General features: G+C 56.4%; 29 protein-coding genes. 15 read left to right on the top strand and 14 right to left on the bottom strand.

Annotation, left to right across the window (positions count from 1 at the left end; genetic code table 11):
* The first annotated feature begins 2 nt into the window (after nucleotides 1-2).
* On the top strand, nucleotides 3-278 hold the full coding sequence (locus tag AC2FH2_RS08595) for a DUF1467 family protein (RefSeq protein WP_142636598.1): 276 nt from the start codon (nucleotides 3-5) through the stop codon (nucleotides 276-278).
* Between the two features lie 3 nt (nucleotides 279-281).
* On the opposite strand, the gene AC2FH2_RS08600 is transcribed toward AC2FH2_RS08595, so the two are convergent.
* Nucleotides 282-980, bottom strand: coding sequence for an EI24 domain-containing protein (locus AC2FH2_RS08600; RefSeq protein WP_496823319.1), 699 nt, complete (start codon nucleotides 978-980; stop codon nucleotides 282-284).
* Nucleotides 977-1,555 (bottom strand): nitroreductase family protein, encoded by a 579-nt coding sequence (locus tag AC2FH2_RS08605; RefSeq protein ID WP_281972678.1) that lies wholly within the window; start codon nucleotides 1,553-1,555, stop codon nucleotides 977-979. The genes AC2FH2_RS08600 and AC2FH2_RS08605 overlap by 4 nt, the downstream gene beginning before the upstream one ends.
* 136 nt (nucleotides 1,556-1,691) lie before the next feature.
* On the opposite strand from AC2FH2_RS08605, the gene AC2FH2_RS08610 reads away from it, so the two are divergent.
* A complete protein-coding gene (locus AC2FH2_RS08610) occupies nucleotides 1,692-1,967 on the top strand; it encodes a DUF167 domain-containing protein (protein ID WP_281994966.1) in 276 nt (91 codons plus the stop codon).
* On the opposite strand, the gene AC2FH2_RS08615 is transcribed toward AC2FH2_RS08610, so the two are convergent.
* Nucleotides 1,958-2,203, bottom strand: a complete 246-nt coding sequence (locus AC2FH2_RS08615) for a DUF8831 family protein (protein WP_271949269.1) — start codon at nucleotides 2,201-2,203, stop codon at nucleotides 1,958-1,960. The genes AC2FH2_RS08610 and AC2FH2_RS08615 overlap by 10 nt on opposite strands.
* A gap of 122 nt (nucleotides 2,204-2,325) precedes the next feature.
* Between AC2FH2_RS08615 and AC2FH2_RS08620 the strand changes: the two genes are divergently transcribed.
* The 5 genes from AC2FH2_RS08620 (at nucleotide 2,326) to AC2FH2_RS08640 (ending at nucleotide 4,257) form a co-directional block, all read left to right on the top strand.
* Nucleotides 2,326-3,033: a M48 family metallopeptidase gene (locus AC2FH2_RS08620; protein WP_496823320.1), complete on the top strand. Its 708-nt coding sequence runs from the start codon at nucleotides 2,326-2,328 to the stop codon at nucleotides 3,031-3,033.
* Nucleotides 3,030-3,398: a YigZ family protein gene (locus AC2FH2_RS08625; RefSeq protein ID WP_496823321.1), complete on the top strand. Its 369-nt coding sequence runs from the start codon at nucleotides 3,030-3,032 to the stop codon at nucleotides 3,396-3,398. Before AC2FH2_RS08620 ends, AC2FH2_RS08625 begins: the two co-directional genes overlap by 4 nt.
* A 118-nt stretch (nucleotides 3,399-3,516) precedes the next feature.
* Complete coding sequence (locus AC2FH2_RS08630; protein WP_246097229.1) at nucleotides 3,517-3,720, top strand: DUF6455 family protein; 204 nt, start codon at nucleotides 3,517-3,519, stop codon at nucleotides 3,718-3,720.
* A gap of 10 nt (nucleotides 3,721-3,730) precedes the next feature.
* Entirely contained in the window at nucleotides 3,731-4,003 is a 273-nt protein-coding gene (locus AC2FH2_RS08635; RefSeq protein WP_271949276.1) for a DUF6455 family protein, read from the top strand.
* Nucleotides 4,000-4,257 carry a DUF6455 family protein gene (locus AC2FH2_RS08640; protein ID WP_271949278.1) on the top strand — a complete coding sequence of 86 codons (258 nt, stop codon included), beginning with the start codon at nucleotides 4,000-4,002 and terminating at the stop codon, nucleotides 4,255-4,257. Before AC2FH2_RS08635 ends, AC2FH2_RS08640 begins: the two co-directional genes overlap by 4 nt.
* On the opposite strand, the gene AC2FH2_RS08645 is transcribed toward AC2FH2_RS08640, so the two are convergent.
* Nucleotides 4,258-4,500: a CDGSH iron-sulfur domain-containing protein gene (locus AC2FH2_RS08645; RefSeq protein WP_142636614.1), complete on the bottom strand. Its 243-nt coding sequence runs from the start codon at nucleotides 4,498-4,500 to the stop codon at nucleotides 4,258-4,260.
* Between the two features lie 226 nt (nucleotides 4,501-4,726).
* Between AC2FH2_RS08645 and AC2FH2_RS08650 the strand changes: the two genes are divergently transcribed.
* Nucleotides 4,727-4,915: a hypothetical protein gene (locus AC2FH2_RS08650; RefSeq protein WP_142636616.1), complete on the top strand. Its 189-nt coding sequence runs from the start codon at nucleotides 4,727-4,729 to the stop codon at nucleotides 4,913-4,915.
* A 131-nt stretch (nucleotides 4,916-5,046) separates the two neighbouring features.
* A complete protein-coding gene (locus AC2FH2_RS08655) occupies nucleotides 5,047-5,403 on the top strand; it encodes a diacylglycerol kinase (RefSeq protein ID WP_496823322.1) in 357 nt (118 codons plus the stop codon).
* 34 nt (nucleotides 5,404-5,437) lie between these two features.
* On the opposite strand, the gene rimO is transcribed toward AC2FH2_RS08655, so the two are convergent.
* Nucleotides 5,438-6,826: a 30S ribosomal protein S12 methylthiotransferase RimO gene (gene rimO, locus AC2FH2_RS08660; protein WP_496823323.1), complete on the bottom strand. Its 1,389-nt coding sequence runs from the start codon at nucleotides 6,824-6,826 to the stop codon at nucleotides 5,438-5,440.
* A 96-nt stretch (nucleotides 6,827-6,922) separates the two neighbouring features.
* Here rimO and AC2FH2_RS08665 point away from each other — a divergent pair, with 96 nt between their 5' ends.
* A complete protein-coding gene (locus AC2FH2_RS08665) occupies nucleotides 6,923-8,881 on the top strand; it encodes an AsmA family protein (protein ID WP_496823324.1) in 1,959 nt (652 codons plus the stop codon).
* 31 nt (nucleotides 8,882-8,912) lie between these two features.
* Here the strand turns inward: AC2FH2_RS08665 and AC2FH2_RS08670 are convergent, their stop codons facing one another.
* The 4 genes from AC2FH2_RS08670 to AC2FH2_RS08685 are packed head-to-tail and all read right to left on the bottom strand — an operon-like array spanning nucleotide 8,913 to nucleotide 13,474.
* On the bottom strand, nucleotides 8,913-10,409 hold the full coding sequence (locus AC2FH2_RS08670) for a phosphomannomutase/phosphoglucomutase (protein WP_496823325.1): 1,497 nt from the start codon (nucleotides 10,407-10,409) through the stop codon (nucleotides 8,913-8,915).
* A 14-nt stretch (nucleotides 10,410-10,423) separates the two neighbouring features.
* Nucleotides 10,424-11,257, bottom strand: coding sequence for a 3-deoxy-8-phosphooctulonate synthase (gene kdsA, locus AC2FH2_RS08675; RefSeq protein ID WP_142636626.1), 834 nt, complete (start codon nucleotides 11,255-11,257; stop codon nucleotides 10,424-10,426).
* A 5-nt stretch (nucleotides 11,258-11,262) separates the two neighbouring features.
* Nucleotides 11,263-12,837 carry a KpsE/RkpR family capsule polysaccharide export protein gene (locus AC2FH2_RS08680; RefSeq protein ID WP_271949292.1) on the bottom strand — a complete coding sequence of 525 codons (1,575 nt, stop codon included), beginning with the start codon at nucleotides 12,835-12,837 and terminating at the stop codon, nucleotides 11,263-11,265.
* On the bottom strand, nucleotides 12,815-13,474 hold the full coding sequence (locus AC2FH2_RS08685) for an ABC transporter ATP-binding protein (RefSeq protein ID WP_142636630.1): 660 nt from the start codon (nucleotides 13,472-13,474) through the stop codon (nucleotides 12,815-12,817). Before AC2FH2_RS08685 ends, AC2FH2_RS08680 begins: the two co-directional genes overlap by 23 nt.
* Nucleotides 13,475-13,702: 228 nt before the next feature.
* Here AC2FH2_RS08685 and AC2FH2_RS08690 point away from each other — a divergent pair, with 228 nt between their 5' ends.
* A complete protein-coding gene (locus tag AC2FH2_RS08690; RefSeq protein ID WP_496823326.1) occupies nucleotides 13,703-14,290 on the top strand; it encodes a uracil-DNA glycosylase family protein in 588 nt (195 codons plus the stop codon).
* Nucleotides 14,283-15,071, top strand: a complete 789-nt coding sequence (locus AC2FH2_RS08695) for an SseB family protein (protein WP_496823327.1) — start codon at nucleotides 14,283-14,285, stop codon at nucleotides 15,069-15,071. The genes AC2FH2_RS08690 and AC2FH2_RS08695 overlap by 8 nt, the downstream gene beginning before the upstream one ends.
* Nucleotides 15,072-15,116: 45 nt before the next feature.
* On the opposite strand, the gene yghU is transcribed toward AC2FH2_RS08695, so the two are convergent.
* The gene (gene yghU, locus AC2FH2_RS08700) at nucleotides 15,117-15,995 is read right to left on the bottom strand and encodes a glutathione-dependent disulfide-bond oxidoreductase (RefSeq protein ID WP_496823328.1); all 879 of its coding nucleotides are present in this window, start codon (nucleotides 15,993-15,995) and stop codon (nucleotides 15,117-15,119) included.
* A gap of 246 nt (nucleotides 15,996-16,241) precedes the next feature.
* On the opposite strand from yghU, the gene AC2FH2_RS08705 reads away from it, so the two are divergent.
* A complete protein-coding gene (locus AC2FH2_RS08705) occupies nucleotides 16,242-16,760 on the top strand; it encodes a YHS domain-containing (seleno)protein (RefSeq protein ID WP_496689615.1) in 519 nt (172 codons plus the stop codon).
* 53 nt (nucleotides 16,761-16,813) lie between these two features.
* Here the strand turns inward: AC2FH2_RS08705 and AC2FH2_RS08710 are convergent, their stop codons facing one another.
* Nucleotides 16,814-17,476, bottom strand: coding sequence for a J domain-containing protein (locus AC2FH2_RS08710; RefSeq protein WP_496823329.1), 663 nt, complete (start codon nucleotides 17,474-17,476; stop codon nucleotides 16,814-16,816).
* Between the two features lie 213 nt (nucleotides 17,477-17,689).
* Nucleotides 17,690-18,556: a methylenetetrahydrofolate reductase [NAD(P)H] gene (metF, locus tag AC2FH2_RS08715; protein WP_496694733.1), complete on the bottom strand. Its 867-nt coding sequence runs from the start codon at nucleotides 18,554-18,556 to the stop codon at nucleotides 17,690-17,692.
* A gap of 93 nt (nucleotides 18,557-18,649) precedes the next feature.
* Between metF and AC2FH2_RS08720 the strand changes: the two genes are divergently transcribed.
* Complete coding sequence (locus tag AC2FH2_RS08720; RefSeq protein WP_142636644.1) at nucleotides 18,650-19,555, top strand: LysR family transcriptional regulator; 906 nt, start codon at nucleotides 18,650-18,652, stop codon at nucleotides 19,553-19,555.
* A 96-nt stretch (nucleotides 19,556-19,651) separates the two neighbouring features.
* Entirely contained in the window at nucleotides 19,652-20,437 is a 786-nt protein-coding gene (locus AC2FH2_RS08725) for an inositol monophosphatase family protein (protein ID WP_142636646.1), read from the top strand.
* A 54-nt stretch (nucleotides 20,438-20,491) separates the two neighbouring features.
* Here the strand turns inward: AC2FH2_RS08725 and bhcD are convergent, their stop codons facing one another.
* Both bhcD and bhcC read right to left on the bottom strand, forming a co-directional pair.
* Nucleotides 20,492-21,472, bottom strand: a complete 981-nt coding sequence (gene bhcD / locus AC2FH2_RS08730) for an iminosuccinate reductase BhcD (RefSeq protein ID WP_496743175.1) — start codon at nucleotides 21,470-21,472, stop codon at nucleotides 20,492-20,494.
* 13 nt (nucleotides 21,473-21,485) lie between these two features.
* Nucleotides 21,486-22,649, bottom strand: a complete 1,164-nt coding sequence (gene bhcC, locus AC2FH2_RS08735) for a 3-hydroxy-D-aspartate aldolase BhcC (protein ID WP_281994958.1) — start codon at nucleotides 22,647-22,649, stop codon at nucleotides 21,486-21,488.
* Nucleotides 22,650-22,656: the final 7 nt, after the last annotated feature.

Genomic DNA, 22,656 nt, shown 5'->3' on the forward strand with positions numbered 1-22,656 from the left:
ACATGACGATCACTGCAGGACTGGTTCTGTTTGCCGTCATCTGGTTCATGACGCTTTTGGTGATTCTGCCGATCCGCATCAAGACCCAGGGTGATTTGGGCGAGGTCGTTCCCGGCACCCATTCAGGGGCCCCGGAAGTGCATCACATGAAGAAAAAGCTATGGATCACCACCGGGGTGTCGGTCGTGCTCTGGGCTATCATTGCAGGGATCATTATTTCGGGCGTGATTTCGGTACGGGATTTCGATTGGCTAAATCAAATGGAACCGCGAAACTAAGCTTCAGGGCGTTGGCCCTGACAGCTTATGAAAGATATGCGTGAATGTAGCAGCTCCGATAATCGGGATCACAAGATTCACCAGCGGAATAGACAGTGGGATGGCCATCAACGTGCCCGCAAGCCAAATTGTTGACGAATGTTGTGCCCGCAGTTTTCGCGCGCCCTCACGCCCGATACGGCGTATGGCTGCCAGCGTAAAATACTCACGCCCCAGCAGAAATCCGTTCATCGCCCAAAAGATAAACGGGGCCAGTGGCGTGAAGATCGCATAAAGGATCAGCGCCAGTAGGTTGGCCACAATCAGCACACCCATAAAACCAAGCGCGTCAGTGATCGCATCGCCTATTGGGATGCGTGGAACCGCGGGCAGGCTCGGATAATGCCTGTCCTCAACAGCTTGCGCGACATCGTCCAGAAACACAGACGTGATGGCTGAGGCGACGGGAATCATCAAAAACACTGGCAGGATCAGCACCAGGAAAATGCCGGAATAGCTGAGGATGTCATTCAGCCAGGGAACTGCACCAATGAATGGCAGCGATATCTCGTCCCCTGACAGCCGGTTGATCAGCCAAATTGCACCGGCGCAGGCTGCGATCAGCATCAGGATGGTCAGGCCGATACCTCGCAGCAGAACCCCGCGGAATTTCGGGTCTCCGATCTGACCAAGCGCTGAAAAAAAGGCGTTGAGGATGATCATTCTGTGACCCATTCGGTCAGGGCATCAACATCCGGGCGGGGGCGTTCGGGCGGGGTCGAGCCCTCGGTCGCGATATGAATCAGACCGGCAACCCGTTCGTTATCCTGCAATTCAAATGCCTTGCGACAGAATTCCGGATCGTGGGTTTGCCAGCCAGACAACCAATTCGCGCCCCATCCTGCGGTCAAAGCAGCGTTCAGCAAAGCAAGGCAAACAGCCCCAGCTGAATAGGTCTGCTCGATGGCTGGAATCTTTTCCGAAGGCTTCTGAACCTCGATCACAGCGACGGCGAGATGGCCTAAATCGAACTGCCCGCGCGCTTTTTCAATGTCTTGAGGGGATTTGCCAAGCGCCTCACCGCATTCCTGCGTTAGCCCTGACAGGCGCCCCATTGCGCCTTTTTCAAGCACGATGAACCGCCAGGGTTCCAGTTTTCCGTGATCCGGGCTGCGGGCTGCTGCGGTCAGCAGGGGCATCAGCTGCTCACGGTCGGGGGCTGGTTCAATCAACGTTTTGGCTGGGCGCGATCGACGGGTCTGCAGAAACTCAAAAGCGGCCGGATTCTTCAAGGACATATGTTAACTTCCTTTACATAGGCTGTCTGTATCTGGTTGAACGTCTGGCGAGTTTCAAGTGCAATCGGCTGGACCAGTTGGATCAATTTCATTCCCCGCCCAACCGTGCAAGGGTCTTTGTTAACAGAAGGTGCCAATGGGAAAACCGAAACTAAGAAATCTTCCAGACCTGAGCGACCGTGTTGCACCGAATGCTGAGATTGCGGTCAGGGTTACCCCGAAAGCCGCAGCAGACAGGATTTTGGTTCGGGACGGAACGATCAGAATATATATCACTGCACCGCCCGAAAACGGCAGGGCAAATGAAGCCACACGTGAGCTTCTGGCGGTGGCGCTGGGGGTTGCTCCGTCCGCACTGATCCTGAAGCGCGGCCAGACATCGCGCGAGAAAGTCTTTGTGTGTCAGGCCTGATCGGGGGTTTCGCGAATTTGGTAAACACCTTCGGGCAGATCCAGTGCCGCAGCCAGATCACGAACCTGTTCGGGCGAAAGCGTAATCTTCTGAACCTGGTCAGTGCGCGGATCCAGTTGTTCCAGCGTTACGCATTCTGCAAAATTGTTAATAACCACATCCTCGTTCAAAGGCTTTTCGCCTTCGTCCACCAGGGTTATGACCGTCGAGTCGAATTCATGCTCAATCGAAAACATGTGTCCAGCTTGCCGGGCGGAACATTGCAATGCAACCCGTTCTTGGGAAATCGTCCGGTGGCGAACCGCCTTGTGTCGGGCTATGTTCGACGAAAAGGCATGACCGGACCAAAGGAAATAGTATGCGTCGCCTGATCTTGATGATATTTGGTCTGGTTCTGTCGGCCTGTGACACCGGTTCGTTACGCGTTCAGCCGGTAGAGGAATGGCAACAACCTTCAACTGATTTTCAGGTCGATGTGCTGACCTTTCGCGAAATCAGTCAAAGGGTCGGGGATGTGGCGCGCGCAGAGTGCAAGCGGCGCAGTAATGTCAGCAACTGCGATTTTTCGATCGTGGTTGATCTGAACCCTCGCGCACCAGCAAATGCTTTTCAAACCTTGGATGACGACAATCAACCAGTCATAATCTTCACCCGCGCGATGATTCAATCGGTGGAAAACCCCGATGAACTGGCCTTTGTGATGGGGCATGAATCTGCTCATCACATCCTGCGCCATATTCCCCGCCAGTCCGAAAACTCACGAGAAAGTGCCGCGATTTTTGGCGAGCTTGCACGCATAGCGGGGGCAAATGACGCCGATCTTGAACAGGCGCAGAAGCTGGGCGCGCAGGTGGGTGCCCAGATATATGTCAAGGACTTTGAACTGGAAGCGGACCGGTTGGGAACGATCATCACGCACCGGGCAGGTTATAATCCCTTGTTAGGAGCCCGCTATTTTGCCCGAATTCCTGACCCGGGCGATCGTTTTCTAGGCACCCATCCACCGAATGCTCAGCGCGTCGAAATTGTTTTGGAAACCTCGCGGCAGCTTGGGCTGACACAATGACGGGACTGAAACGGTTGGGGGTTGTCTTGACGGACCGCGGATCGAAATATGCGGTGTCCGGCGCTTTGGTCAGTTCCCGTGACGAGGTGGCAGCTGTCCTGCAGGACCTGAAATCTGACAAAAGCTATGCCAAGGCCACGCACAATACCTGGGCCGCAATCCTGCCTACTGGTGTGCTCAAGGCGGATGACGGGGAAAGCGGTGCCGGAATGGTGATTCTGCGCATGCTGGAAAGGGCCGAACTGAGCGGTCATATCGTCATTGTCACTCGATGGTATGGCGGAAAAAAGCTGGGCGGTGATCGATTTCGCCGGGTTCAGGATGCAACACGGGCTTATCTGGACGAACTGGAATTGGGACTTTGACCTGCGTCAAGGCTTGGGCTGTTTCGTATTGCTAGTCTGATCGGACAAAGCGAAACGGAAAGGAATGCCAATGCCCGATCGCGAAACGCTTAGGCATCATGCTGGTCTTGTTGACCGTATGGCTGGCAAGCTGGGGGTGGATCTGCAGGAATCTGCAATCGCTGGACATATATCGGTGGATCAGATTACCGATGCGGTTCTGCGATGCACCGATTGCCCGAACCCGGGCCATTGCCAATCATTTTTGAATCAACCGGTTCTGGCAACGCAGACACCCGAATATTGCCGGAACCAGGATTTGTTAAGCAAGTTGATCCCTTAGGGGGGCCGCAATGCCGCGCCTTGGACACCTCATGACCCATTTGCGTCTTGTGTTGAGGATGGGGCAAGCGACGGGTACGGATATTGTGCGGGCCCACAATAAAGGTCGGCTAAGTCAGGAAGACTGGGCTGAAATGATCCGCCTGTGTCAGGGATGTGGCTGGGCGGCTGCCTGCCCGGATTGGATGGAAAGACATCCAGATGTTGCAGGAGCACCGCAAACCTGCCCGAACAAACATCAATTCGCCGCGTTGAAAGTAATACAAATGCAGGAATTGGGATGAAACACGCTGTACTGGGCGACGTGGAAAAGCACTTTTGGCTAACTCGATCCGTTGCCCGATGCCTTAAGATCTCGTTGACCGAAGCCATGTCCGACGGGCGGTTGAGCCCGGATGAATACGCCGAGATGGTAACGCGTTGCCGGGCCTCGGACTGTCACGAGAAATGCACGATATGGCTGGCGGCGCAGCAATCTGATCCCCGTTCAGCACCCGGGTTCTGCGTAAATAGCCAGGTTTTCAACCGGCTGAAGTGATCAGATCTTGGAATGTGTCCCGTCGCAAAACGGTGGGTTAGCGCAGTTTTTACAGCCGCAGAAGAACAGTTTCTTGCTGGTATCAGCCGTGAACTTGACCGGTTCAAAGCCGGTTCCTTTGTGAGATCCATCACAAAATGGCTGCCGATTGGACCGGCCGCACGAGCACCAGAAATAGCTTTTTCCTTCGGTTACTTCGATTGGATAGGGCGCTTTTTGCGCAATGACTGGACCTTCTGGCATCTGGTTTCTCCGTTCGCTGACTTTCCCCAGTCTATCGCCTGAACAGATGTGCCGAAAGCAGTAGCTGCCACGCGGCACCCATTCCATAGGCAATCCCCCCGGCATGGTTTTGCCTGCTTTCGCAAACGCGCTGTTGATTTTATTGCAAAATTACCAACCACACCGTATTGTGAAGTCGGCCCCATGTTCAGGGCAATAACAGAAATTAACTAGAGGAATGACGGACATGAAACTCAAATTTGCTGCCGTTAGTGCGTTTGCCCTGGTTCTGGCTGCTTGCTCGCAACAGGAAGAGCCGACACCGGTATACATTACCCCAGATTATGACAAATACGGCACGCCGAGCTGCCCGGCAGGGACAGATCTGGCGACGACCGAAGCAGGTCAGACCGTATGTAATCCGACTGCTCAATAAGATTTTCGCGGGCGGATTCCGACATAGCCGCCCGCACAATCGAACAAAAAAGCCGCCCTATGGGTGGCTTTTTTATTGCCTGTCATACGGTGTTCGGGTTTCTGTTTGACCTATTGAATTACCGAGGTCGCATGAGAAAACTTGTCGCCCATCTAAAGGACCGCATCCGCTGGAGCTGGCAGGGATTGGCTGCCACTTGGCACGGTGAATACTCGTTCCGCGCTTGGGTCTGCGCTAATCTTGTTTCTGCGGGTCTGGCCCTGTGGCTGCCCCTGAGCGATGGCGTTCGGGCTCTGATACTGGTGATCGGTCTGTTGGTTCTGGTGGCCGAACTGTTCAACACGGCGATCGAACGGGCGGTGGATCATACTTCGACCGAACACAATCTATTGGCCGGGCAAGCCAAAGACGCCGCCAGCGCTGCGGTGGCACTGACTGCTTTGGCTGGCGGATTGGCCTGGGTAATCGGGCTGTTGAGCCTTTTCTGACTGCCGCTGCGTCGGTCAATTCAGTTAGATGTGGTTAGCGAAGCTTGCCCCATAGATCATATTCCCCGGCCTCGTCCACCTCGACCGAGACAATGTCGCCCGGTTTCAGGGCCTCATACCCTTCGTCGATGAACAGGTTGCCGTCGATCTCGGGCGCGTCGGCGGTGGTGCGGCAGGTCGCGGCCTCATCATCGATCTCATCCACGATGACCTGCAGGGTCTGGCCGACCTTTGCGGCCAGTTTGGCCTCGGAAATCGCCTGAGCCTTTTCCATGAACCTCTCCCAGCGATCCTGTTTGACCTCGGCGGGCACATGGTCAGGAAGATCGTTAGAGCGGGCTCCGTCGACGTTTTCGTACTGAAAACAACCGACGCGATCCAACTGCGCCTCATCCATCCAGTCCAGCAGGGTCTGGAACTCGGCCTCGGTCTCGCCGGGGTAGCCCACGATAAAGGTGGAACGAAGCGTGATATCAGGACAGGTCGCGCGCCAGGCGGCAATCTCGTCCAGTGTTCTGGCGGCCGCAGCAGGGCGGGCCATGCGTTTCAAAACATCCGGGTGTGCGTGCTGGAAGGGAATGTCCAGATAGGGCAGGACGTTACTGCCCGCATCCGCCATCAGGGGGATCAGCTCACGCACATGCGGGTAGGGATAGACATAGTGCAGGCGAATCCACGCATCCAGCTGTCCCAATTCGCGCGCAAGATCGGTGATATGGCTGCGGACCTCACGGTCTTTCCAGGGGTTCTCATCGTATTTCCGGTCCAACCCATAGGCCGAGGTGTCCTGCGAAATCACCAGCAATTCGCGCACACCGTTATCGACCAGCTTTTCCGCCTCGCGCAGAACAGCATGCGCCGGACGGCTGGCCAGTTTGCCGCGCATGTCCGGGATGATGCAGAACTTGCATTTGTGGTTACAGCCCTCGGATATCTTGAGATAGCTGTAGTGGCGCGGCGTCAGTTGAACGTTGGCCGCAGGCAGCAGATCCACAAAGGGGTCGGGATCAGGTGGCACGGCCTTGTGTACCGCATCCAGCACCTGCTCGTACTGATGTGGTCCGGTGACGGCCATGATACGGGGGTGATGTTCGCGGATGTAGTCGGGTTCGGCCCCTAGACATCCGGTTACGATAACCTTGCCGTTTTCTACCAAAGCCTCGCCGATGGCATCGAGAGACTCCGCCTTGGCGCTGTCCAGAAATCCGCAGGTATTCACAATCACGGCATCCGCGCCTGAATAGTCCGGCGAGATGCCGTATCCTTCGGCCCTCAGGCGCGTCAGAATCCGCTCGCTGTCGACCAAAGCCTTGGGGCAACCCAGCGATACCATGCCGATGGTCGGCTGGTTCGGACGTGGTGTATCAGTGATCCGGGCAGCAGGTGCCAGGTCGGGGCGGAGGTTTGGCGGGTTTGTGGTCATGGCGCGGCATATAGTGGGGAAAGCTTCCCCTTGCAAATGCGCTGCCGTCTTTGAATGATCTTTTTATAGCGTGCCAAATAAGTCGGAGAGCAGAAAATGAAATGGCTAATGCGCATCCTGTTCCTTTTGGTGGCTGTGGTCGGTCTTGTCATCGGCGCATTGCTGCTGATGCCGGGCGACAAGTTGGCGACCATTCTGGCCGAGCAGGTCAAGGCACAAACCGGGCGTGATCTGAAACTGTCGGGGGGCGTTAAGCTGTCCTTCTGGCCTGTGCTGGGCATGGAAACCGGGGCGGTTTCCTTCGGAAATGCCTCGTGGGCGGGATCTGAGCCGATGCTGAGCGCCGAAAGCCTGGCGGTTGGGGTCGATACCTTGGCCATTTTGTCCGGCGATGTGCTGATCAAACGGATTATTGCCGAGAATCCGACCCTCAGACTTGAACTGTCAGACGGGCGCGGAAACTGGGAGTTTGACACGGCCGTCGCCCCGACAGCCAGCGGCTCGGGTGGATCAAAACCGGCCGATGCATCGCGTGCGGTGACACTGGAGCATCTGAAACTGACTCAGGCGCGTCTGATCTTTGTTGAAAATGGATTGGCCCGATTTGATGTCGCAGATGTGGATTTGTCTGCCAGTTGGCCAGCAGTCTCGGCCCCCATGGTTCTGGATGCACAAATGCCGGTTCCGGGCGGTGAGGCCCGCGTGGATATCAAGATACCCGACTTGCCGGCTTATGCTACGGGCGCGGCATCCGAGATTGAACTTGCACTTGCGGCCCCTGGTGGTGACATCGGATTTGACGGGCGCGTCAACCTTGCCGGAGAGATGGACGGCAAGCTGCAGTTGAAAACCAAAGACACGGAAAAAATGCTGGCCGCGTTCGGTCAGGAGGGCGTTGGAGTGCCGCACGGGTTGGGCCGCGCTGCGAACGTGTCAGGGCAGATGACTTATACCAGAGATGGCCGCATATCTGTGCGCGATCTGGTGGCTTCACTCGACAGTAACCGTTTTACAGGCGAAGTTGATATTGTAGTTTCCAACCCGCCACAGATCACTGCTCGGTTGGATGCCAGTGATCTTGATCTTTCTCGCTATAATCAAAGTGGTCAGACGGTCTCGTCCAGTTCCGGCGGTTCCGGCGCGGGTGCTGCCTCGGAGGGGTGGTCAAGGGAACCGATCGACGCCTCGGCGCTGGCTTTGGCCAATGGTGAAATTCGACTGACAGCCAAATCTATCGCGCTGCCCGAGCTGACGCTTGGCCCCAGCGACCTGACAATGCGGCTGGACCGGTCTCGGGCTGCATTGGAGATGAACCCGGCAACCTTGTTTTCCGGAACGCTGAACGGGCAGGTGGTGGCCAATAATCGGAATGGGTTGTCCGTTGGCGGCAAGATAAAGGCCAAGGGCATTGACCTCAAACAAGCTCTGACAGCCTTGGTCGGGGTCGAGCGGCTGTCCGGGACCGGGTCAGGATCATTCGAGTTTCTGGGCGTTGGCCAGAATGAGAATCAGATCATGCGTTCTCTCAGCGGTAAGGGCCGCTTGGATGTAGGAAAGGGGCTGATATCGGGCTTTGACCTTGATCGTCTGATGGGACGAGGCAAAGGATCGGGTGGCACCACCGTGTTCAACAGCCTGACGGGTAGCTTCACCATTGATCAGGGCGTTTTGCAGAACAACGATTTGTTGATGTCGCTGGACAATTTCCGCGCGGATGGCAAAGGAAAAGTCGGGATCGGAGCGCGCAATATCGACTATCTGTTCACGCCGGTCGCTCTGCGTGCGAATTCGGGAGAGGGCCTGTCGGTTCCGGTGCGTATCGTTGGACCATGGAGCAATCCGTCGATCAAGCCGGACCTGACCAAGGTGATCGAAGCGGCCGCCGGAGGAAAGGTCAAAGAGCTTGAGGATGATGTCAAAAAGAAAGTCATCGACAAGATAGGCGGCGATACCGGTACGGCCGGGACTGACGGGGACAGCGTCGAGGATGCGCTGAAGAACAAGCTTGAGGACGAGGCCAAGAAAGGACTGCTTAAGCTGTTTGGCGGAAATTGAAGTGTCGGGGCCAGCGCCCCGACACCAACGCTCAGATGGTCTGGTCGTAATCTCCGACACCCGGTTCGGTTCGGATAACCGCGTCGATATCCGCAAAAATGGTACGCATCTCTTCTTCGCTTTCGCTGCTTTCGCAGACGACCACCAGATTGGGCGTATTCGACGAGGCGCGGACCAACCCCCAGCTGCCATTGTCCAGAATGACTCGGGCACCGTTGACAGTGACCACTTCTTTGATCGGGCGACCTGCTAGCGTCTCTCCGGCCTCGGATTTGGCGACCAGCTTTGCGACCAAACGGTCGAGTATGTCGTATTTTTCGATATCCGCTGCATAGGGGGACATGGTCGGTGTCGACCATGTTTTCGGTAGTGCCTTTCGCAGGTCGGACATGCTTTGGTCCGGGTTGCGGTCCATCAGTTTACAGATCTCAACCGCGACGCGCATGCCGCAATCATAGCCACGGCCAATCGGTTCGGCCAAAAAGTAATGCCCCGACTTTTCGAACCCAGCCAGCGCGTTGATCTCTTTGACTCGCCGCTTCATGTGGCTGTGGCCGGTTTTCCAATAATCTGCCTTGACCCCGCGGGCCTTCAACTCGGGGTCGCTGGCAAAAAGGCCGGTTGATTTCACGTCGGCGACAAAGGTGGCATTGGGGTAAATCTTGGCCAGATCGCGGGCCATGATCACGCCGACCTTATCAGCAAAAATCTCCTCCCCCTCGTCATCCACAACGCCACAGCGGTCACCGTCACCATCGAACCCCAGCGCCATGTCGGCACCGCTGGCTTTCACGGTATCGGACATGTCGTGCAGCATTTCCATCGCTTCTGGGTTCGGGTTGTAATGCGGGAAAGTATAGTCCAGCTGGTTATGGCTGGGCACGACTTCTACCCCCATGCGTTCAAAGATTTCCGGGGCAAAGGCGGATGCGGTGCCGTTCCCTGTGGCACAGACCACTTTGAGAGGTCGGGATATTCTGAAATCGCCGACCAGATCGTCGATATAGGCCTCTTTCACGCCATCAACGAATTCGTAGGACCCGCCAGGGTGGGTCTGCCCTTCGCCATTCAGAACAATGTCTCGCAGCTCTGACATCTCGTCCGGGCCATGGGTCAGGGGACGTTCGAACCCCATCTTGACCCCGGTCCAGCCATTTGGATTGTGGCTGGCCGTGACCATGGCCACGGCTGGAACGTCCAGATGGAACTGAGCGAAATAGGCCATCGGGCTAAGCGCCGGACCGATATCCTTTACCTGAATTCCCGCCTGCATCAGGCCCAGGATCAGGGCATTTTTGATGGCCAGAGAATAGTCACGATAATCATTGGCTACAGCAATCACGGGTTCAATCCCACGCTTGCGCATCTGTGTGCCCAGACCCAACCCCAGTGCGGTCATGCCCGGCAGGTTGATCTCTTCTGGATATTTCCAGCGGGCATCATATTCGCGAAAGCCGGTTGGCTTGATCATTGCGTCGCGCAGAAAGCTCCAGGTGTTCGGAGTCACCTCGGGGTTGGGTTTGGTCATGGGAATACTCTTGTTCAGATCTGGATAGGGTTGGCCTTGGCCAACGCATCAAAACGCATCAATGTATCGATGAGCTGCGGCATCTGGTCCAATGGGATCATATTAGGACCGTCGGAAGGTGCAGTATCAGGGTCCTGATGGGTTTCGATAAAAACCGCACCGATGCCAAGCGAAACCGCAGCGCGGGCCATCACAGGCGCGAATTCTCGCTGCCCACCAGTAGAACCACCTTTGCCGCCAGGCTGCTGTACCGAGTGTGTGGCATCCATTACGACCGGGTATCCCGTTTTGGCCATCTGCGGCAGGCCGCGCATGTCAGCGACCAACGTATTATATCCAAACGAAGTTCCGCGTTCTGTCAGCAGGATGTTTGTGTTCCCAGTGCTTTCGACCTTGCTCACGATGTTGCCCATCTCCCATGGGGCCAAAAACTGTCCTTTTTTGACATTAACCGCCTTGCCGGTTTCGCCAGCTGCGAGCAGCATATCTGTTTGTCGGCATAGAAAGGCAGGGATTTGCAGCACGTCCACAGCCTCGGCCGCAATCGCGCACTGGGCTTCGGTATGTACGTCAGTCAGCACTGGAATGCCCAAGGTTTTGCGGATGTCATCCAGAACCTTGAGCCCTGTGTCTATTCCCATACCACGCGCACCCGACAGCGAAGTTCGGTTCGCCTTGTCGTACGAGGCTTTAAAGACGTACTGCGCCCCGGCGGCGTCGCAGGCCTCTTTCATTTTTCCTGCGATCATTTGGGCATGATCGGCAGTTTCCAGTTGGCAGGGACCGGCGATGATCGTCAGCGGAAGATCATTGCCGACCGTGAGATCGGAGATTTTTACATGTTTCATGTGTCTTACGAGGATACCTGTTCACGAAGGACCGACGCGGTAAGCGAGATCATCAGGTAGATACCAGCAAACAACAGGAAAGCCAAAATCGTATTTTCGAACTTGCGCGGATAGCTGGGTTCCTGACTGGGAACAGGATTGACGGAAACCGTCAGATACCGAACCTGACGATTGGCTTCGGTCCTGGTTGTCTCCATATGCTGCATAGCTGATTGCAGGATCATATCCCGAGCGGCCAGATCGGCCTGTGCCATCTGAATCCGAACACTCAGCCTGGCCAGCGAATTCTCGCCGGCAGAGACATCCAGCATTTCGGCGTTCAATTCCTCCAGCACAACCGTAAGCCGTGCGATATCGGCCTGTGCGCCATCCACCTTGGCTTTGTTTGGGCGGCGATTGTCCAACAAGGCTGCAAGCTGCAGTTCTTTGTCCTGAATAAGCGTCTCGATTTCGTTTATGCGGCCCCGCAACCCGGCAATGACGCTTTCAGGGTCAAGGATTGCGCCTTGCAGCTGAAGCTCGATCAGGTCTTCCTGAGCTTTCTTGCGTTCTTCCTGAGCGCTTACAAACCCTTCCCGGGCATCTTTCATCTGGTCTTCGCGTTTCTTTTCGGTCAGCGCGTTTACCCGTTGCTCGGCATAGGAAATCAGTTCTCGTGAAAACGCGGCCGAAGTCTGGGGGTCAGGTGTCGCCACCTCCATCCGGATCAGGCCATCGGTCGGGTCATATCCGACCGTGATCATGCGTTTGTACAGCTTGTAAGCCTCTTCGAGACTGGCGTCCGGGGATAATCGCTGAATGGGGTCGATCCAGTCCTGTTTGAACACATCAGCGAAACCGGCCTCTGTGTCCAAAAGTTCAAGCGCATCTTTCGATTCCAGAAACTCCTGGGTGGCAACCGAATCCTGCGTGGTCGCAAATTGGGTCCCTGCCAGAAGCCCTCCGATAGAGCCTGCGCCCCCATCCGCCTGAAGGATCAGAAAGGCAGAGTTGCTGGCGTACATTGGGGTCGCGATCCGATAGAAATAGAGACCCACGACAAAGGTAGGTAGCAGGACAAAGGCCGCAAGCCGTGCAAACAGAGCGAACAGTTTGCGACGGCGGCGGCGGGCGATGTCCCTCTGAATCTGTCCGATTTCACGTTCACGCCGCTCGGCCGGGCTCATCTCGGGCCCGGGCAAGTTCTCTGGTGCATCTTTCACGGTCTGGGGCAGGTGGATCGTGATGCGATCATTCGTCTGCTCGTCCGAAGTTTTCTTTTCCGAGGCAAGGTTCAGCAGACTGGAGCGTTCAAACGGATCAATTCCCTTTTTGCGCAACAACCGAACTGCATCATAGTCCGAAGTCGCCGCAAGACCGTTTTTCTGGGCAAGACGACGTGCCACCCGCAGTTGGCGGCCGGTCAGTCCTTCGCGTTTGATAGCGTCGATCTCGGTCCCTACTGGCGGTTCATTTTCTGGGCCGGGCGCCTTTGTGGCCTGGCGAATACGCGAGATCGCGTCTTCGCGCGTTTCGGCATTTCCCGCAGACCGCCGTTTGCGGCGCCAGTTGTATTTATCAGCCCTGGGTTTGGTAGTCATATAACTGCTTTGCCTCTTCCAAGGTTTCGAACAAGTGAAGCTGACCATCCACTAATACCGCCGCCTGACGCGCGAATTTTTCAAGCAGGGCCGGGTTGTGAGAGACGATGACCAGTGTTGTTGTGCGCAGCCGTTCCTGCAGAATGTCGCCTGCCTTTTTGTTGAATTCAACATCCGTTGTGGCCGGCATCCCTTCGTCGATGAGGTACATGTCGAAATCCAGAGCCAGCATCAACGCGAATGTGAACCGCGACCGCATACCGGATGAATAGGTCGCCAGCGGTTGATTGAAATATTCACCCAGGCCACACAGCCAACTGCAATATGCCTCGACATAGTCCGGGTCCATACCATAGATCTTGGCGATATAGCGCGAGTTCTCCAGAGCCGACAGCTTGTTTGAAACTCCGCCGGTAAATCCCATCGGAAAAGAGACGCGGCAGGATTTGCGAATGACCCCTTCGTCGGGTTTCTCTAGTCCGGCCATCATGTTGATCAGGGTGGTTTTCCCGGTACCGTTCGGGGCCAGAATACCGATGGATGTGCCAAGTTCGACGCGAAAAGACACTCTGTCCAGAATCACCTTTCGGCGCGTCCCGGTCCAAAAGGACTTGCTGACATTTTCAAACTCAAGCATCCAAGGCCTGCGGGTTTATCTTGTTGTTGCGCCGTTCGGATCGGCGAAAGAACGGTACCTCTACGGCGCCATATAGGCCACATTATGTCGAATTATGAAACAAATGATCAATGCGTTCCGGGGGTCGTTTTTGGTAATGTGACTTTTGCATCTGTTGGCGTCTGGATGTGTGTTACCTATCTTGCTTTCAGAACACCAACCATCTGATGCGGCACTGATTGCGATCTCATGAACCCACTCGAAAAAGAAATAGAGGCCTGCCGTATTTGTGCTGACCGATTTGCGGCAACTGAAACCGCGCATGAACCAAGACCCATTGTCTGGTTCCGCAAAGACACGCCCATTTTAGTCTGTGGTCAGGCTCCGGGGGCACGAGTGCATGCGTCGGGTCGCCCTTTTACCGACCCTTCCGGTGATCGACTTCGGGCGTGGTTGGGTGTTGATGAGGAGCTGTTTTATGACCGTTCACGTGTCTCGATCGTTCCAATGGCGTTTTGCTTTCCCGGCTATGATGCGCGCAAGGCAGATTTGCCTCCTCCGCCAGTATGCGGTCAGACTTGGCATGTTCGGGTCATGGCGGATCTTGGGCCTGTGCCGTTGACCATTCTTGTCGGGGGGCACGCCCATAGATATCACCTGAAGTCACGTGGGTCAGTCACCGAAACCGTGCGCAACTGGCGGGACTATGCGCCGCGGGTCTTTGCCTTGCCTCATCCGTCCTGGCGGAATACGGCATGGATGAAGAAAAACCCGTGGTTCGAAGCCGATCTGTTGCCGGTTTTGCGCGCACGGGTGCAAGAGGTTCTGAATGACTGAGATTTCGGCTCTGGACGCCGCCCATGCCGCGGCTGAGGCCGCTCCGCAGGATGATGCCGCCCGTCTGCGTTTCTTTGAACGGCTGGCTGACAGTGAGCTGTTCCTGATGCTGACGGAAGAGGCAAAGAACGAGAATATTTCGCCCGAATTGTTCGACGTGGCAGACGGGCGTTTTGTGCTGGCTTTCGATCGTGAAGACCGGCTGGCCCGCTTCGCAGACCGCCCGGTGCCCTATGTTGCGCTGTCGGGGCGGGTTTTATCGTCTATGTTGTCGGGGCAGGGGATCGGGCTGGGGTTGAACCTTGAAGTTGCCCCGTCCTCGATGTTGATCCCGCCCGAGGCATTGGGCTGGTTGGTGGAAACTTTGCAGCATGGTCCCGAAGAGGTGCAACAGCACCTGTCCGAGTTCCTGGCTCCATCGGGTTTGCCCGACGAACTGCTGACAGCTTTGGACGCCAAGCTGGCTACGGCCATTGGGTTGGCGCGAGCCGCCTATCTGGTCAGCACCAAAACGGCTGAAGGTGGTTTCGGGCATTTGCTGGGATTTGTCGATGCCGTCGAAGGGGCAGAGGCAGCTCTGGCTAAGGCCGCGTCTGAAGCGCTTACCTTTTCCGGGGTCGAAGCTGGGGCAATGGACGTAGGTTTTTTCAAATCAAGTGACACGGCCGCAGCGTCTTTGGCGCGGGTGGGTTTGCGGTACGATCTGCCGCAGCCTGAGGCACGTGTGAATGCGCATATCGCTCCTGGGCGCGATCCGGACAAACCGCCTTTGCTTAAGTAATGGCGGAATGGGGCTTCGCAGATTGATCCGCGAAGCCCGGTTTGTTTACTCGGCTGCCGGCTCCAGCTTGTCCTGTGTACGCGTTTCAAAGTCGCCGGCCTCGTGGCGTTCGTGAAGCTGTGTATGCTTTTCGCCGAAGGCACGATTGACCATGCGACCGCGTTTCACGGCGGGACGGCCGTCAATCTCCTTGGCCCAGCGCATGACGTTCTTGTAGGATTCGACGTCCAGGAACTCGGCTGCGCTGTACAGGCGCCCAAGAACCAGTTGTCCGTACCAGGACCAGATCGCGATATCGGCGATAGAGTAATCCTCGCCTGCGATATAGGTTTTCTCGGACAGCTCCCGATCCAGAACATCCAGCTGCCGCTTGGTTTCCATGGCAAAGCGGTTGATGGGATATTCCCATTTCTCGGGCGCATAGGCGTAGAAATGGCCAAACCCACCACCCAGATATGGTGCACTGCCCATTTGCCAGAAAACCCAGTTCATCACCTCTGTCCGTTCGGGCCCGGATTCGGGTAGGAAAGCGTTGAACCTTTCAGCCAGGTGAAACAGAATCGAGGCACTTTCGAACACGCGCACAGGTTTTTCACCGGACCGATCCCACAGGGCAGGGATCTTCGAGTTCGGGTTGGCCTCTACAAAGCCCGAACTAAACTGATCTCCCTCGCCGATGTTGATCAGCCAAGCGTTATACTCGGCCTCTTCATGGCCTAGCGCCAGAAGCTCTTCCAGCATGACTGTTACTTTTACCCCGTTCGGAGTGGCAAGCGAATAGAGCTGCAGAGGATGGCGCCCAGCAGGCAAATCCTTGTCATGAGTTGCCCCCGCAATCGGGCGATTGATATTAGCGAATTGTCCGCCGTTTTGGCTATCCCATGTCCAGACCATCGGGGGCGTATAGGTCGATTGCTCGCTCATTTCTTGCCTTTCTCAGCAAAGTTCGGGTGAATTATCCGTTCGCTTCAACAGCTAATATTGCAAAGGGCAAAGTCCAACCCTGCCCGTTGGGAAGATTTTGTAACATTCAGTGCAAAAGACTTCACGTTTTCTCATTCGATGTCACAGCGACGCGAGCGGGACTGCGTTCGATCGAGGAATCACCTATTCTCTGCACAGCCCCGTATTCCGGGCCGATCACCCATCCAATAAAAAAGGACCGCCCTTATGAAACGACTTGCCTGGACCTTAGCTGCGACCTTGGCATTTGCCATGCCTGCCCTTGCAGGTGATCAGTATGTGGACGGCACCGGCTATGCGGTGTCGGGATATGACGTGGTTGCCTATCGCAGTCTGGATCAGGTTGCTGTCGGTCAATCACAGCCCGAAGCCGTCCGCGGAAGGTCAGATATTACGGCCGAATACAACGGCGTTACCTGGGCATTCTCGACCGAAGAGAACCGGGACAAGTTCTTGGAAAACCCTGCTTATTATGCGCCGCAATATGACGGTCACTGCGCCTATGGCGTGTCACGCGGTGGCAAGGTGCCTGCGAACCCGAACCTGTGGCGGATTGTTGATGACAAGCTGTATCTGAACATTACCGATGTGGTTGTCGGGTTCTTTGAAGAAGATATTCCCGGCAATATCAATCTGGCTGAAGGAAACTGGCCGGGCATCGAGGCCGACGGGGCCTCCAGCAGCGTGATCCCGAAGTTTACCTCCGAAGGCCCGGTCGCAAACTGAGAGTTCTGCAACGGATGCAAAGCCCGGCATTGATTTGCCGGGCTTTTTGTTTGTCATCCGGCCAACCAGTACTCATCCTGCGTTTGCTGGTCGGCGTTGAATCTGATCCGCACGCTGCGGGCGCCCGGAAATTTCTTGGTCGCAAGCGCAACGGGTACGACAACTTCGCCAGTGCCCGCATCTTTGGACTGAAAGCTCAGAATCTCTGTCTTGACGCGCTTGGAGCCAGCGAGAACACTCGTCGGCAATGCGACGCGGTTAGCACCTTCGCAGACAGGTGCGGAAATGAAATAAGTCAGGTTGCGGCCATGCAAGCCGACAGCGTCCGGAATGTGGTCAGCATCTTGCAGGCGATCCGCATCTTGACTGTCCACCGGGGTGTCCTGCAAGTGGGGCAGCGCCGTATTCAACATTGCACGACAGGCATCAATATCTTGGGTTTCCAGCTGAATAACGCGTTTGCGCAATCGGGGGCGGCGTGGTTTCCCCGCCGCCGAGCCCGCCAGACCTTTCCTGGCCAGCCCCTCGCTGCGCAGCAAATCATAGGCCGCCTTGGCGTTGGCCAAGGCCGCACCGTCTCCGCCATTCTTGTCGGGGTGGGCTTCGAATGCGATGTTGCGCCAGGCTTCTCGAATGTCATCTGAACTGGCGCTTTGAGCCAGACCAAGTGTGCCGAAGGCATTGGCGCGGGCACTAACCTTGTCAAAAGGTTCCATACTAAATTCACTCATAAACAAACTATACGGCCCCACAATGAATGGGCGGTTGCTAAAGTCAAATTTGTAACAGAATTGAACGGTTTATCGCGACAATGATTAAGGCTGCAGCTGGATTGTTCAAGTGGCCCAGTCAGACAGGGTAATCCCAACTTATTCCGCAAAAACACCCGGGGTTTTGGCCTCGGGTGCACAGTCTGAAACAAGCGGATATCAAGCGACGTTCTGAAGCTCGGCCTTTGGTGTGACGCCAAGGGCAAAGCACACATCCCGGGTCAGTTCCGGCCGGTTCAGGGTGTAAAAGTGGAGCTTGTCCACCCCGCCCTCGATCAGGTCTGAACAAAGTTCTGTGCACAATGCGGTGGCCAGCAGGTCTTCGCGGTCGTCACGAATGGCCTTCTCAAAGGCATTCTCGATCCAATCCGGAATATGTGTCCCGCATCTGCGGGCAAAGTTGCGCGCCCCTTTCCAGTTTTCGATCGGCAGGATGCCCGGAACGATGGGCTTGTCGATCCCTGCCTTTTCACAGGCATCGCGGAAACGGAAAAAGGTCTCGGCCTCAAAGAAGAACTGTGTCAGCGCTTCGTCGGCACCCGCGTCCAGCTTGGCCTTTAGCCAGTCGATATCAGCGGCAAAATCCTGTGCTTCCGGGTGTTTGTCCGGATAGGCGCCAACACGGATGCTGAACATCTCGGTTTCTGCCAGCGCTTCGATCAATTCGACCGAGTCCGCGAACCCATCCGGGTGCGGCGCGAACCGATCCTGACCCTTGGGTGGATCGCCGCGCAATGCGACGATGTTCTCCACGCCCGCCCGAGCAAAGGTATCTGCGATTTCCAGTGTTTCCTGACGTGACGCATCCACACAAGTCAGATGTGCAGCAACAGGCAGGCCAGAGGACTTGTGCAATGTGGCCACCGCATCGCGCGTCAGCTCGCGCGTGGTGCCCCCCGCGCCATAGGTGACAGAAACAAAGCGCGGTTCAAGCGGTGCCAGTGTTTGCACCGTATCCCAAAGGCGGAATGAAGCCTCAAGCGTCTGTGGCGGGAAAAATTCAAATGAAACTTCTGGTCTTGTCATCTCGGCCTCACGGGTGAAATCTCTGACCCTTGTGCCAGCTTACGCATTGTGAGACAAACTCATATTATTCAAGAACAACATGAGTTCCACGCAATGCATATCGAATTCCGCCACCTGCGTACGATCAAGGCGATCCATGAATGTGGCGGGCTTGCCCGTGCCGCAGATCAACTGAACATCACTCAATCCGCGTTGAGCCATCAAATCAAAGGCCTAGAGGATCAGGCCGGGGTCGAATTGTTCTTGCGCCGGTCCAAACCGATGAAACTTTCGGCGGCCGGTTTGCGGCTGTTACGCCTGGCCGAGCAGATCCTGCCGCAGGTCGAGGCGACACAGCAGGAGTTCTCTTCTTTGCGCGACGGGCGCACGGGCCGTATGCATATCGCCATTGAATGCCACGCCTGTTTTGAGTGGCTGTTCCCGGTGCTGGAATCCTTTCGTAAATCCTGGGGCGATGTGGATGTCGATATCCGCCCCGGCCTGGCCTTTGATGCCTTGCCGGCTTTGCAAAAAGAAGAGGTCGATCTGGTCGTTTCCTCGGACCCAGAAGATCTGCCCGGTGTCGAATTCATCGAACTCTTTGACTATGACGCGGTGTTTGTCGCGGCTTCGACACACCCGCTTGCCCAGAAAGAGTTCATTGAGGCCGAAGATTTTCGCGGCCAGACCCTGATTACCTATCCGGTCGAACGGACACGGTTGGATGTATTCAGCCAGCTGCTGATCCCTGCGCGGGTTGAACCGGCTGCGATCCGGCAGGTTGAGCTGACCGCAGTGATCCTTTTGCTGGTCGCGTCGAACCGGGGGATATCTGTGCTGCCGGACTGGGTCGTGCGTGAGGTGAAGTATAATTCCGACTATGTTACCCGCCCGCTGACTAAGGCGGGCATTACCCGTCGCCTTTATGCTGCAGTGCGCACCGAGGACCTTGAGAAACCCTTTGTGCAAGAGCTGATCAAGCTGGCCAAAACCGAGGCGCGCAAGCTGCAGGAGCAATAGGCACAAAACGCGGGTCTGCTATGCGTATCATTCCTCTTGGCAAGGGCGCATTGCCCCAGTATACGCGCGGTTTGACCGGACAGGAGCCTTTGGACAATGGTTGGCAGTGCAAACCTCAACATCATGATCAAAGCCGCGCGCAAAGCGGGGCGTTCACTGGTCAAGGATTTTCGTGAAGTCGAGAACCTTCAGGTGTCGATGAAAGGCGCCGGGGACTTTGTGTCCAAGGCAGACATTGCAGCCGAGGCGATCCTGAAAGAGGAACTGCTTGGCGCGCGCCCGACCTATGGCTGGCTGGCCGAAGAGGGCGGCGAGATTGCCGGCGAAGATCCCACCCGCCGCTGGATTGTGGATCCGCTGGATGGCACCACGAATTTTCTGCACGGCCTACCGCACTGGGCGATCTCGATCGCGTTGGAACATAAAGGCAAAATTGTTGCCGGTGTGATCTATGACGCCGCCAAGGACGAGATGTTCTTTGCAGAAAATGGCGAAGGCGCATGGATGAACGACACCCGTATCCGCGTTTCGGGTCGTCACCGCATGATCGAGTCGATCTTTTCGACCGGGCTGCCTTTTGGCGGACGGTCTGACTTGCCAGCGACCCTGCAGGATCTGGCACGTCTGATGCCAGTCTGCGCCGGTGTACGTCGGTGGGGCGCGGCAGCGCTGGACATGGCTTATGTTGCTGCTGGCCGGTATGAAGGCTTTTGGGAACGCCGTCTGAATGCCTGGGATGTTGCCGCCGGGATCATCATCGTGAAAGAGGCCGGTGGCTTTGTGCAGGCTTTGAACCCGGAAGGTAACGTGCTGGAGGACGGCGAGGTCATCTGTTCCAACGAGCCCATCTTTGATCAGTTTTCCAAGGTCATCCGGGGCTGAGCCAGCAACAGACAGGTCAAGCAAGCGCGCCCGATTGAGGCGCGCTTTTTCGTTTCAGAGGGTCGCGCGCTGGGCTAGATCCGCCTCTTCAGCCAATCGTGCAGCGACTGAGGCGACTGCAAGATCCTGCAACCCGACCCCGGTTCCATCAAACAGAGTGATCTGATCGTCGCTTGTCCGACCGGGGTGGTCACCATTGATGACGGCGCCGATGGGCGCGATTGCATCCTCGGTCAAGGCGCCAAGGTTGATGGCATGTTGGGCCTCGCCGATTGTCACGGACTGGGCGACCTCGTCGGTAAAGACAGTCGCCGCAGCGACGAGATCCGCGTCAACCTCCTGTTTGCCTTTGGTGTCGGTGCCCATGCAAGCCAGATGCGTGCCGGGCTTGATCCAGTCTTTCATCAAGAGCGGCTCAAAAGCCGAGGTGATGGTGATGATCACATCCGCCTGTGCGCCAAGCTCCTGTTGGCTGACGGCCTCGAATTCCAACCCAACCTCAGTGGCCACAGCTGCAAGGCGGGGCAGCATGTCGGGATGCGGGTTCCAGGCAATGACCTTTTCGAAGTCGCGCTGTTCCGCCGCCGCCCGCAGCTGGAAAGTTGACTGATGTCCGGCCCCGACCATACCAAGTACTCTTGCGTCTTGCCGCGCCAGATGCGCGATCGAAACCGCCGAAGAGGCCGCTGTGCGCACCGCTGTCAGGTAATTGCCCCCGACAAGCGCGGACAATCGCCCGGTATCGGGGTCGAACAGAAACACCGTGGATTGGTGGTTGGTCAGGCCCTTCGCCGCATTGCCCGGCCAGTATCCACCGGATTTGAGGCCCAGCACCTGACCGTCGCGGTCAAATCCCGATTTGAACCCATAGAGAGCGTCGGCATGGCCCAAAGCCTCGCGGATAACGGGAAAGTTCCACGCGCCACCTTTAGCCATCGCACCGAACACAGCCTGTACAGCGTCAAAGGCCTGCTGGCGTCCTACCAGTTTCTCGCACAGATCTTCGCCTACAATCAGCAGGCCGTCGCTTTTCATAACATCCCTCATCTCAATAGGCTTTCCCGCGGGCCGAGACCGGCCACAGGGCTTCGACTTTGCCGCCCCGTACGCCCACATACCAATCATGGACATTGCAGGTGGGGTCACAGTGGCCCGGCACCAACCGCAGCTTGTCATTGACCTTCAGTACGCCGTCTGGATCCCCGATAACCCCATGCTCGTCCGAGCACTTGAGGTATTCGACATCATCACGCCCGAACACAAAGGGCAGGCCGCTATCGACCGACTGCGCCTTGAGGCCGGCGTCGCAGATGGCCTTGTCTGCTTTGGCGTGGCTCATGACGCTGGTCAGGATGAATAGCGCATTTTCCCATTCTCCCTGATCAATCCGCTGGCCGTTCTGATCCAGAATCCGCCCATAATCCGCGTCCATGAAGGCGTAAGAGCCGCATTGCAATTCGTTGTAAACGCCCGAGTTACTTTCGAAGTAATAGGAACCGGTGCCGCCGCCCGAAACCAGTTCGCACTCGATCCCTTCTGTTTTCAACCCGGCGACAGCGTCTTTGACCATGGCAATGGCTACATCCAGCTTCTCTTTACGGGCCTCATAGGTGTCGAGATGTTGCATCGCACCCTGATAGGCCTGAATGCCGGTGAATTTCAGATTTGGCGCTGCTTGCACAGCTTTGGCAATCTCGATGACCGCCGGTGTCGTGGTTACACCACAGCGCCCTGCGCCGCAGTCGATCTCGATGAACACTTCCAGTTCTGTACCGTGACGCGAAGCGGCAGCCGAAAGGTCGGAGATATTGTCGATATCGTCCACGCAGACAATGATACGTGCGCCGAAATTGGGCAGCCGTGCCAGTCGGTCAATCTTGACCGGGTCGCGCACCTGGTTGGATACAAGGATGTCCGTAATGCCGCCACGGGCAAATACCTCGGCTTCCGACACTTTCTGACAGCAGACGCCGACCGAACCGCCCAACCGTTCCTGCAGCTTGGCCACATCGACCGATTTGTGCATCTTGCCATGAACACGATGGCGCATCCCATGGGCCTTTGCGAAATCGCCCATCTTTCGGATGTTGCTCTCTAGCGCGTCCAGATCAAGGATCAGGCAAGGCGTCTGTATCTCGCTTTCGTCCATGCCGATCGCGGCGGGGATGTCGAAGCCGACTTCGAGGTCTTCAAAATTTACGGTCTTGTTCATGTTGTTT

The sequence above is a fragment of the Ruegeria sp. YTSA105 genome, assembly GCF_059610225.1.

Excerpts from the sequence above, each read along its gene's own strand:
- AC2FH2_RS08595 (WP_142636598.1), top strand. The coding sequence starts at position 3 with ATGACGATCACTGCAGGACTGGTTCTGTTTGCCGTCATCTGGTTCATG.
- AC2FH2_RS08600 (WP_496823319.1), bottom strand. The coding sequence starts at position 980 with ATGATCATCCTCAACGCCTTTTTTTCAGCGCTTGGTCAGATCGGAGAC.
- AC2FH2_RS08605 (WP_281972678.1), bottom strand. The coding sequence starts at position 1,555 with ATGTCCTTGAAGAATCCGGCCGCTTTTGAGTTTCTGCAGACCCGTCGA.
- AC2FH2_RS08610 (WP_281994966.1), top strand. The coding sequence starts at position 1,692 with ATGGGAAAACCGAAACTAAGAAATCTTCCAGACCTGAGCGACCGTGTT.
- AC2FH2_RS08615 (WP_271949269.1), bottom strand. The coding sequence starts at position 2,203 with ATGTTTTCGATTGAGCATGAATTCGACTCGACGGTCATAACCCTGGTG.
- AC2FH2_RS08620 (WP_496823320.1), top strand. The coding sequence starts at position 2,326 with ATGCGTCGCCTGATCTTGATGATATTTGGTCTGGTTCTGTCGGCCTGT.
- AC2FH2_RS08625 (WP_496823321.1), top strand. The coding sequence starts at position 3,030 with ATGACGGGACTGAAACGGTTGGGGGTTGTCTTGACGGACCGCGGATCG.
- AC2FH2_RS08630 (WP_246097229.1), top strand. The coding sequence starts at position 3,517 with ATGGCTGGCAAGCTGGGGGTGGATCTGCAGGAATCTGCAATCGCTGGA.
- AC2FH2_RS08635 (WP_271949276.1), top strand. The coding sequence starts at position 3,731 with ATGCCGCGCCTTGGACACCTCATGACCCATTTGCGTCTTGTGTTGAGG.
- AC2FH2_RS08640 (WP_271949278.1), top strand. The coding sequence starts at position 4,000 with ATGAAACACGCTGTACTGGGCGACGTGGAAAAGCACTTTTGGCTAACT.
- AC2FH2_RS08645 (WP_142636614.1), bottom strand. The coding sequence starts at position 4,500 with ATGCCAGAAGGTCCAGTCATTGCGCAAAAAGCGCCCTATCCAATCGAA.
- AC2FH2_RS08650 (WP_142636616.1), top strand. The coding sequence starts at position 4,727 with ATGAAACTCAAATTTGCTGCCGTTAGTGCGTTTGCCCTGGTTCTGGCT.
- AC2FH2_RS08655 (WP_496823322.1), top strand. The coding sequence starts at position 5,047 with ATGAGAAAACTTGTCGCCCATCTAAAGGACCGCATCCGCTGGAGCTGG.
- rimO (WP_496823323.1), bottom strand. The coding sequence starts at position 6,826 with ATGACCACAAACCCGCCAAACCTCCGCCCCGACCTGGCACCTGCTGCC.
- AC2FH2_RS08665 (WP_496823324.1), top strand. The coding sequence starts at position 6,923 with ATGAAATGGCTAATGCGCATCCTGTTCCTTTTGGTGGCTGTGGTCGGT.
- AC2FH2_RS08670 (WP_496823325.1), bottom strand. The coding sequence starts at position 10,409 with ATGACCAAACCCAACCCCGAGGTGACTCCGAACACCTGGAGCTTTCTG.
- kdsA (WP_142636626.1), bottom strand. The coding sequence starts at position 11,257 with ATGAAACATGTAAAAATCTCCGATCTCACGGTCGGCAATGATCTTCCG.
- AC2FH2_RS08680 (WP_271949292.1), bottom strand. The coding sequence starts at position 12,837 with ATGACTACCAAACCCAGGGCTGATAAATACAACTGGCGCCGCAAACGG.
- AC2FH2_RS08685 (WP_142636630.1), bottom strand. The coding sequence starts at position 13,474 with ATGCTTGAGTTTGAAAATGTCAGCAAGTCCTTTTGGACCGGGACGCGC.
- AC2FH2_RS08690 (WP_496823326.1), top strand. The coding sequence starts at position 13,703 with ATGAACCCACTCGAAAAAGAAATAGAGGCCTGCCGTATTTGTGCTGAC.
- AC2FH2_RS08695 (WP_496823327.1), top strand. The coding sequence starts at position 14,283 with ATGACTGAGATTTCGGCTCTGGACGCCGCCCATGCCGCGGCTGAGGCC.
- yghU (WP_496823328.1), bottom strand. The coding sequence starts at position 15,995 with ATGAGCGAGCAATCGACCTATACGCCCCCGATGGTCTGGACATGGGAT.
- AC2FH2_RS08705 (WP_496689615.1), top strand. The coding sequence starts at position 16,242 with ATGAAACGACTTGCCTGGACCTTAGCTGCGACCTTGGCATTTGCCATG.
- AC2FH2_RS08710 (WP_496823329.1), bottom strand. The coding sequence starts at position 17,476 with ATGGAACCTTTTGACAAGGTTAGTGCCCGCGCCAATGCCTTCGGCACA.
- metF (WP_496694733.1), bottom strand. The coding sequence starts at position 18,556 with ATGACAAGACCAGAAGTTTCATTTGAATTTTTCCCGCCACAGACGCTT.
- AC2FH2_RS08720 (WP_142636644.1), top strand. The coding sequence starts at position 18,650 with ATGCATATCGAATTCCGCCACCTGCGTACGATCAAGGCGATCCATGAA.
- AC2FH2_RS08725 (WP_142636646.1), top strand. The coding sequence starts at position 19,652 with ATGGTTGGCAGTGCAAACCTCAACATCATGATCAAAGCCGCGCGCAAA.
- bhcD (WP_496743175.1), bottom strand. The coding sequence starts at position 21,472 with ATGAAAAGCGACGGCCTGCTGATTGTAGGCGAAGATCTGTGCGAGAAA.
- bhcC (WP_281994958.1), bottom strand. The coding sequence starts at position 22,649 with ATGAACAAGACCGTAAATTTTGAAGACCTCGAAGTCGGCTTCGACATC.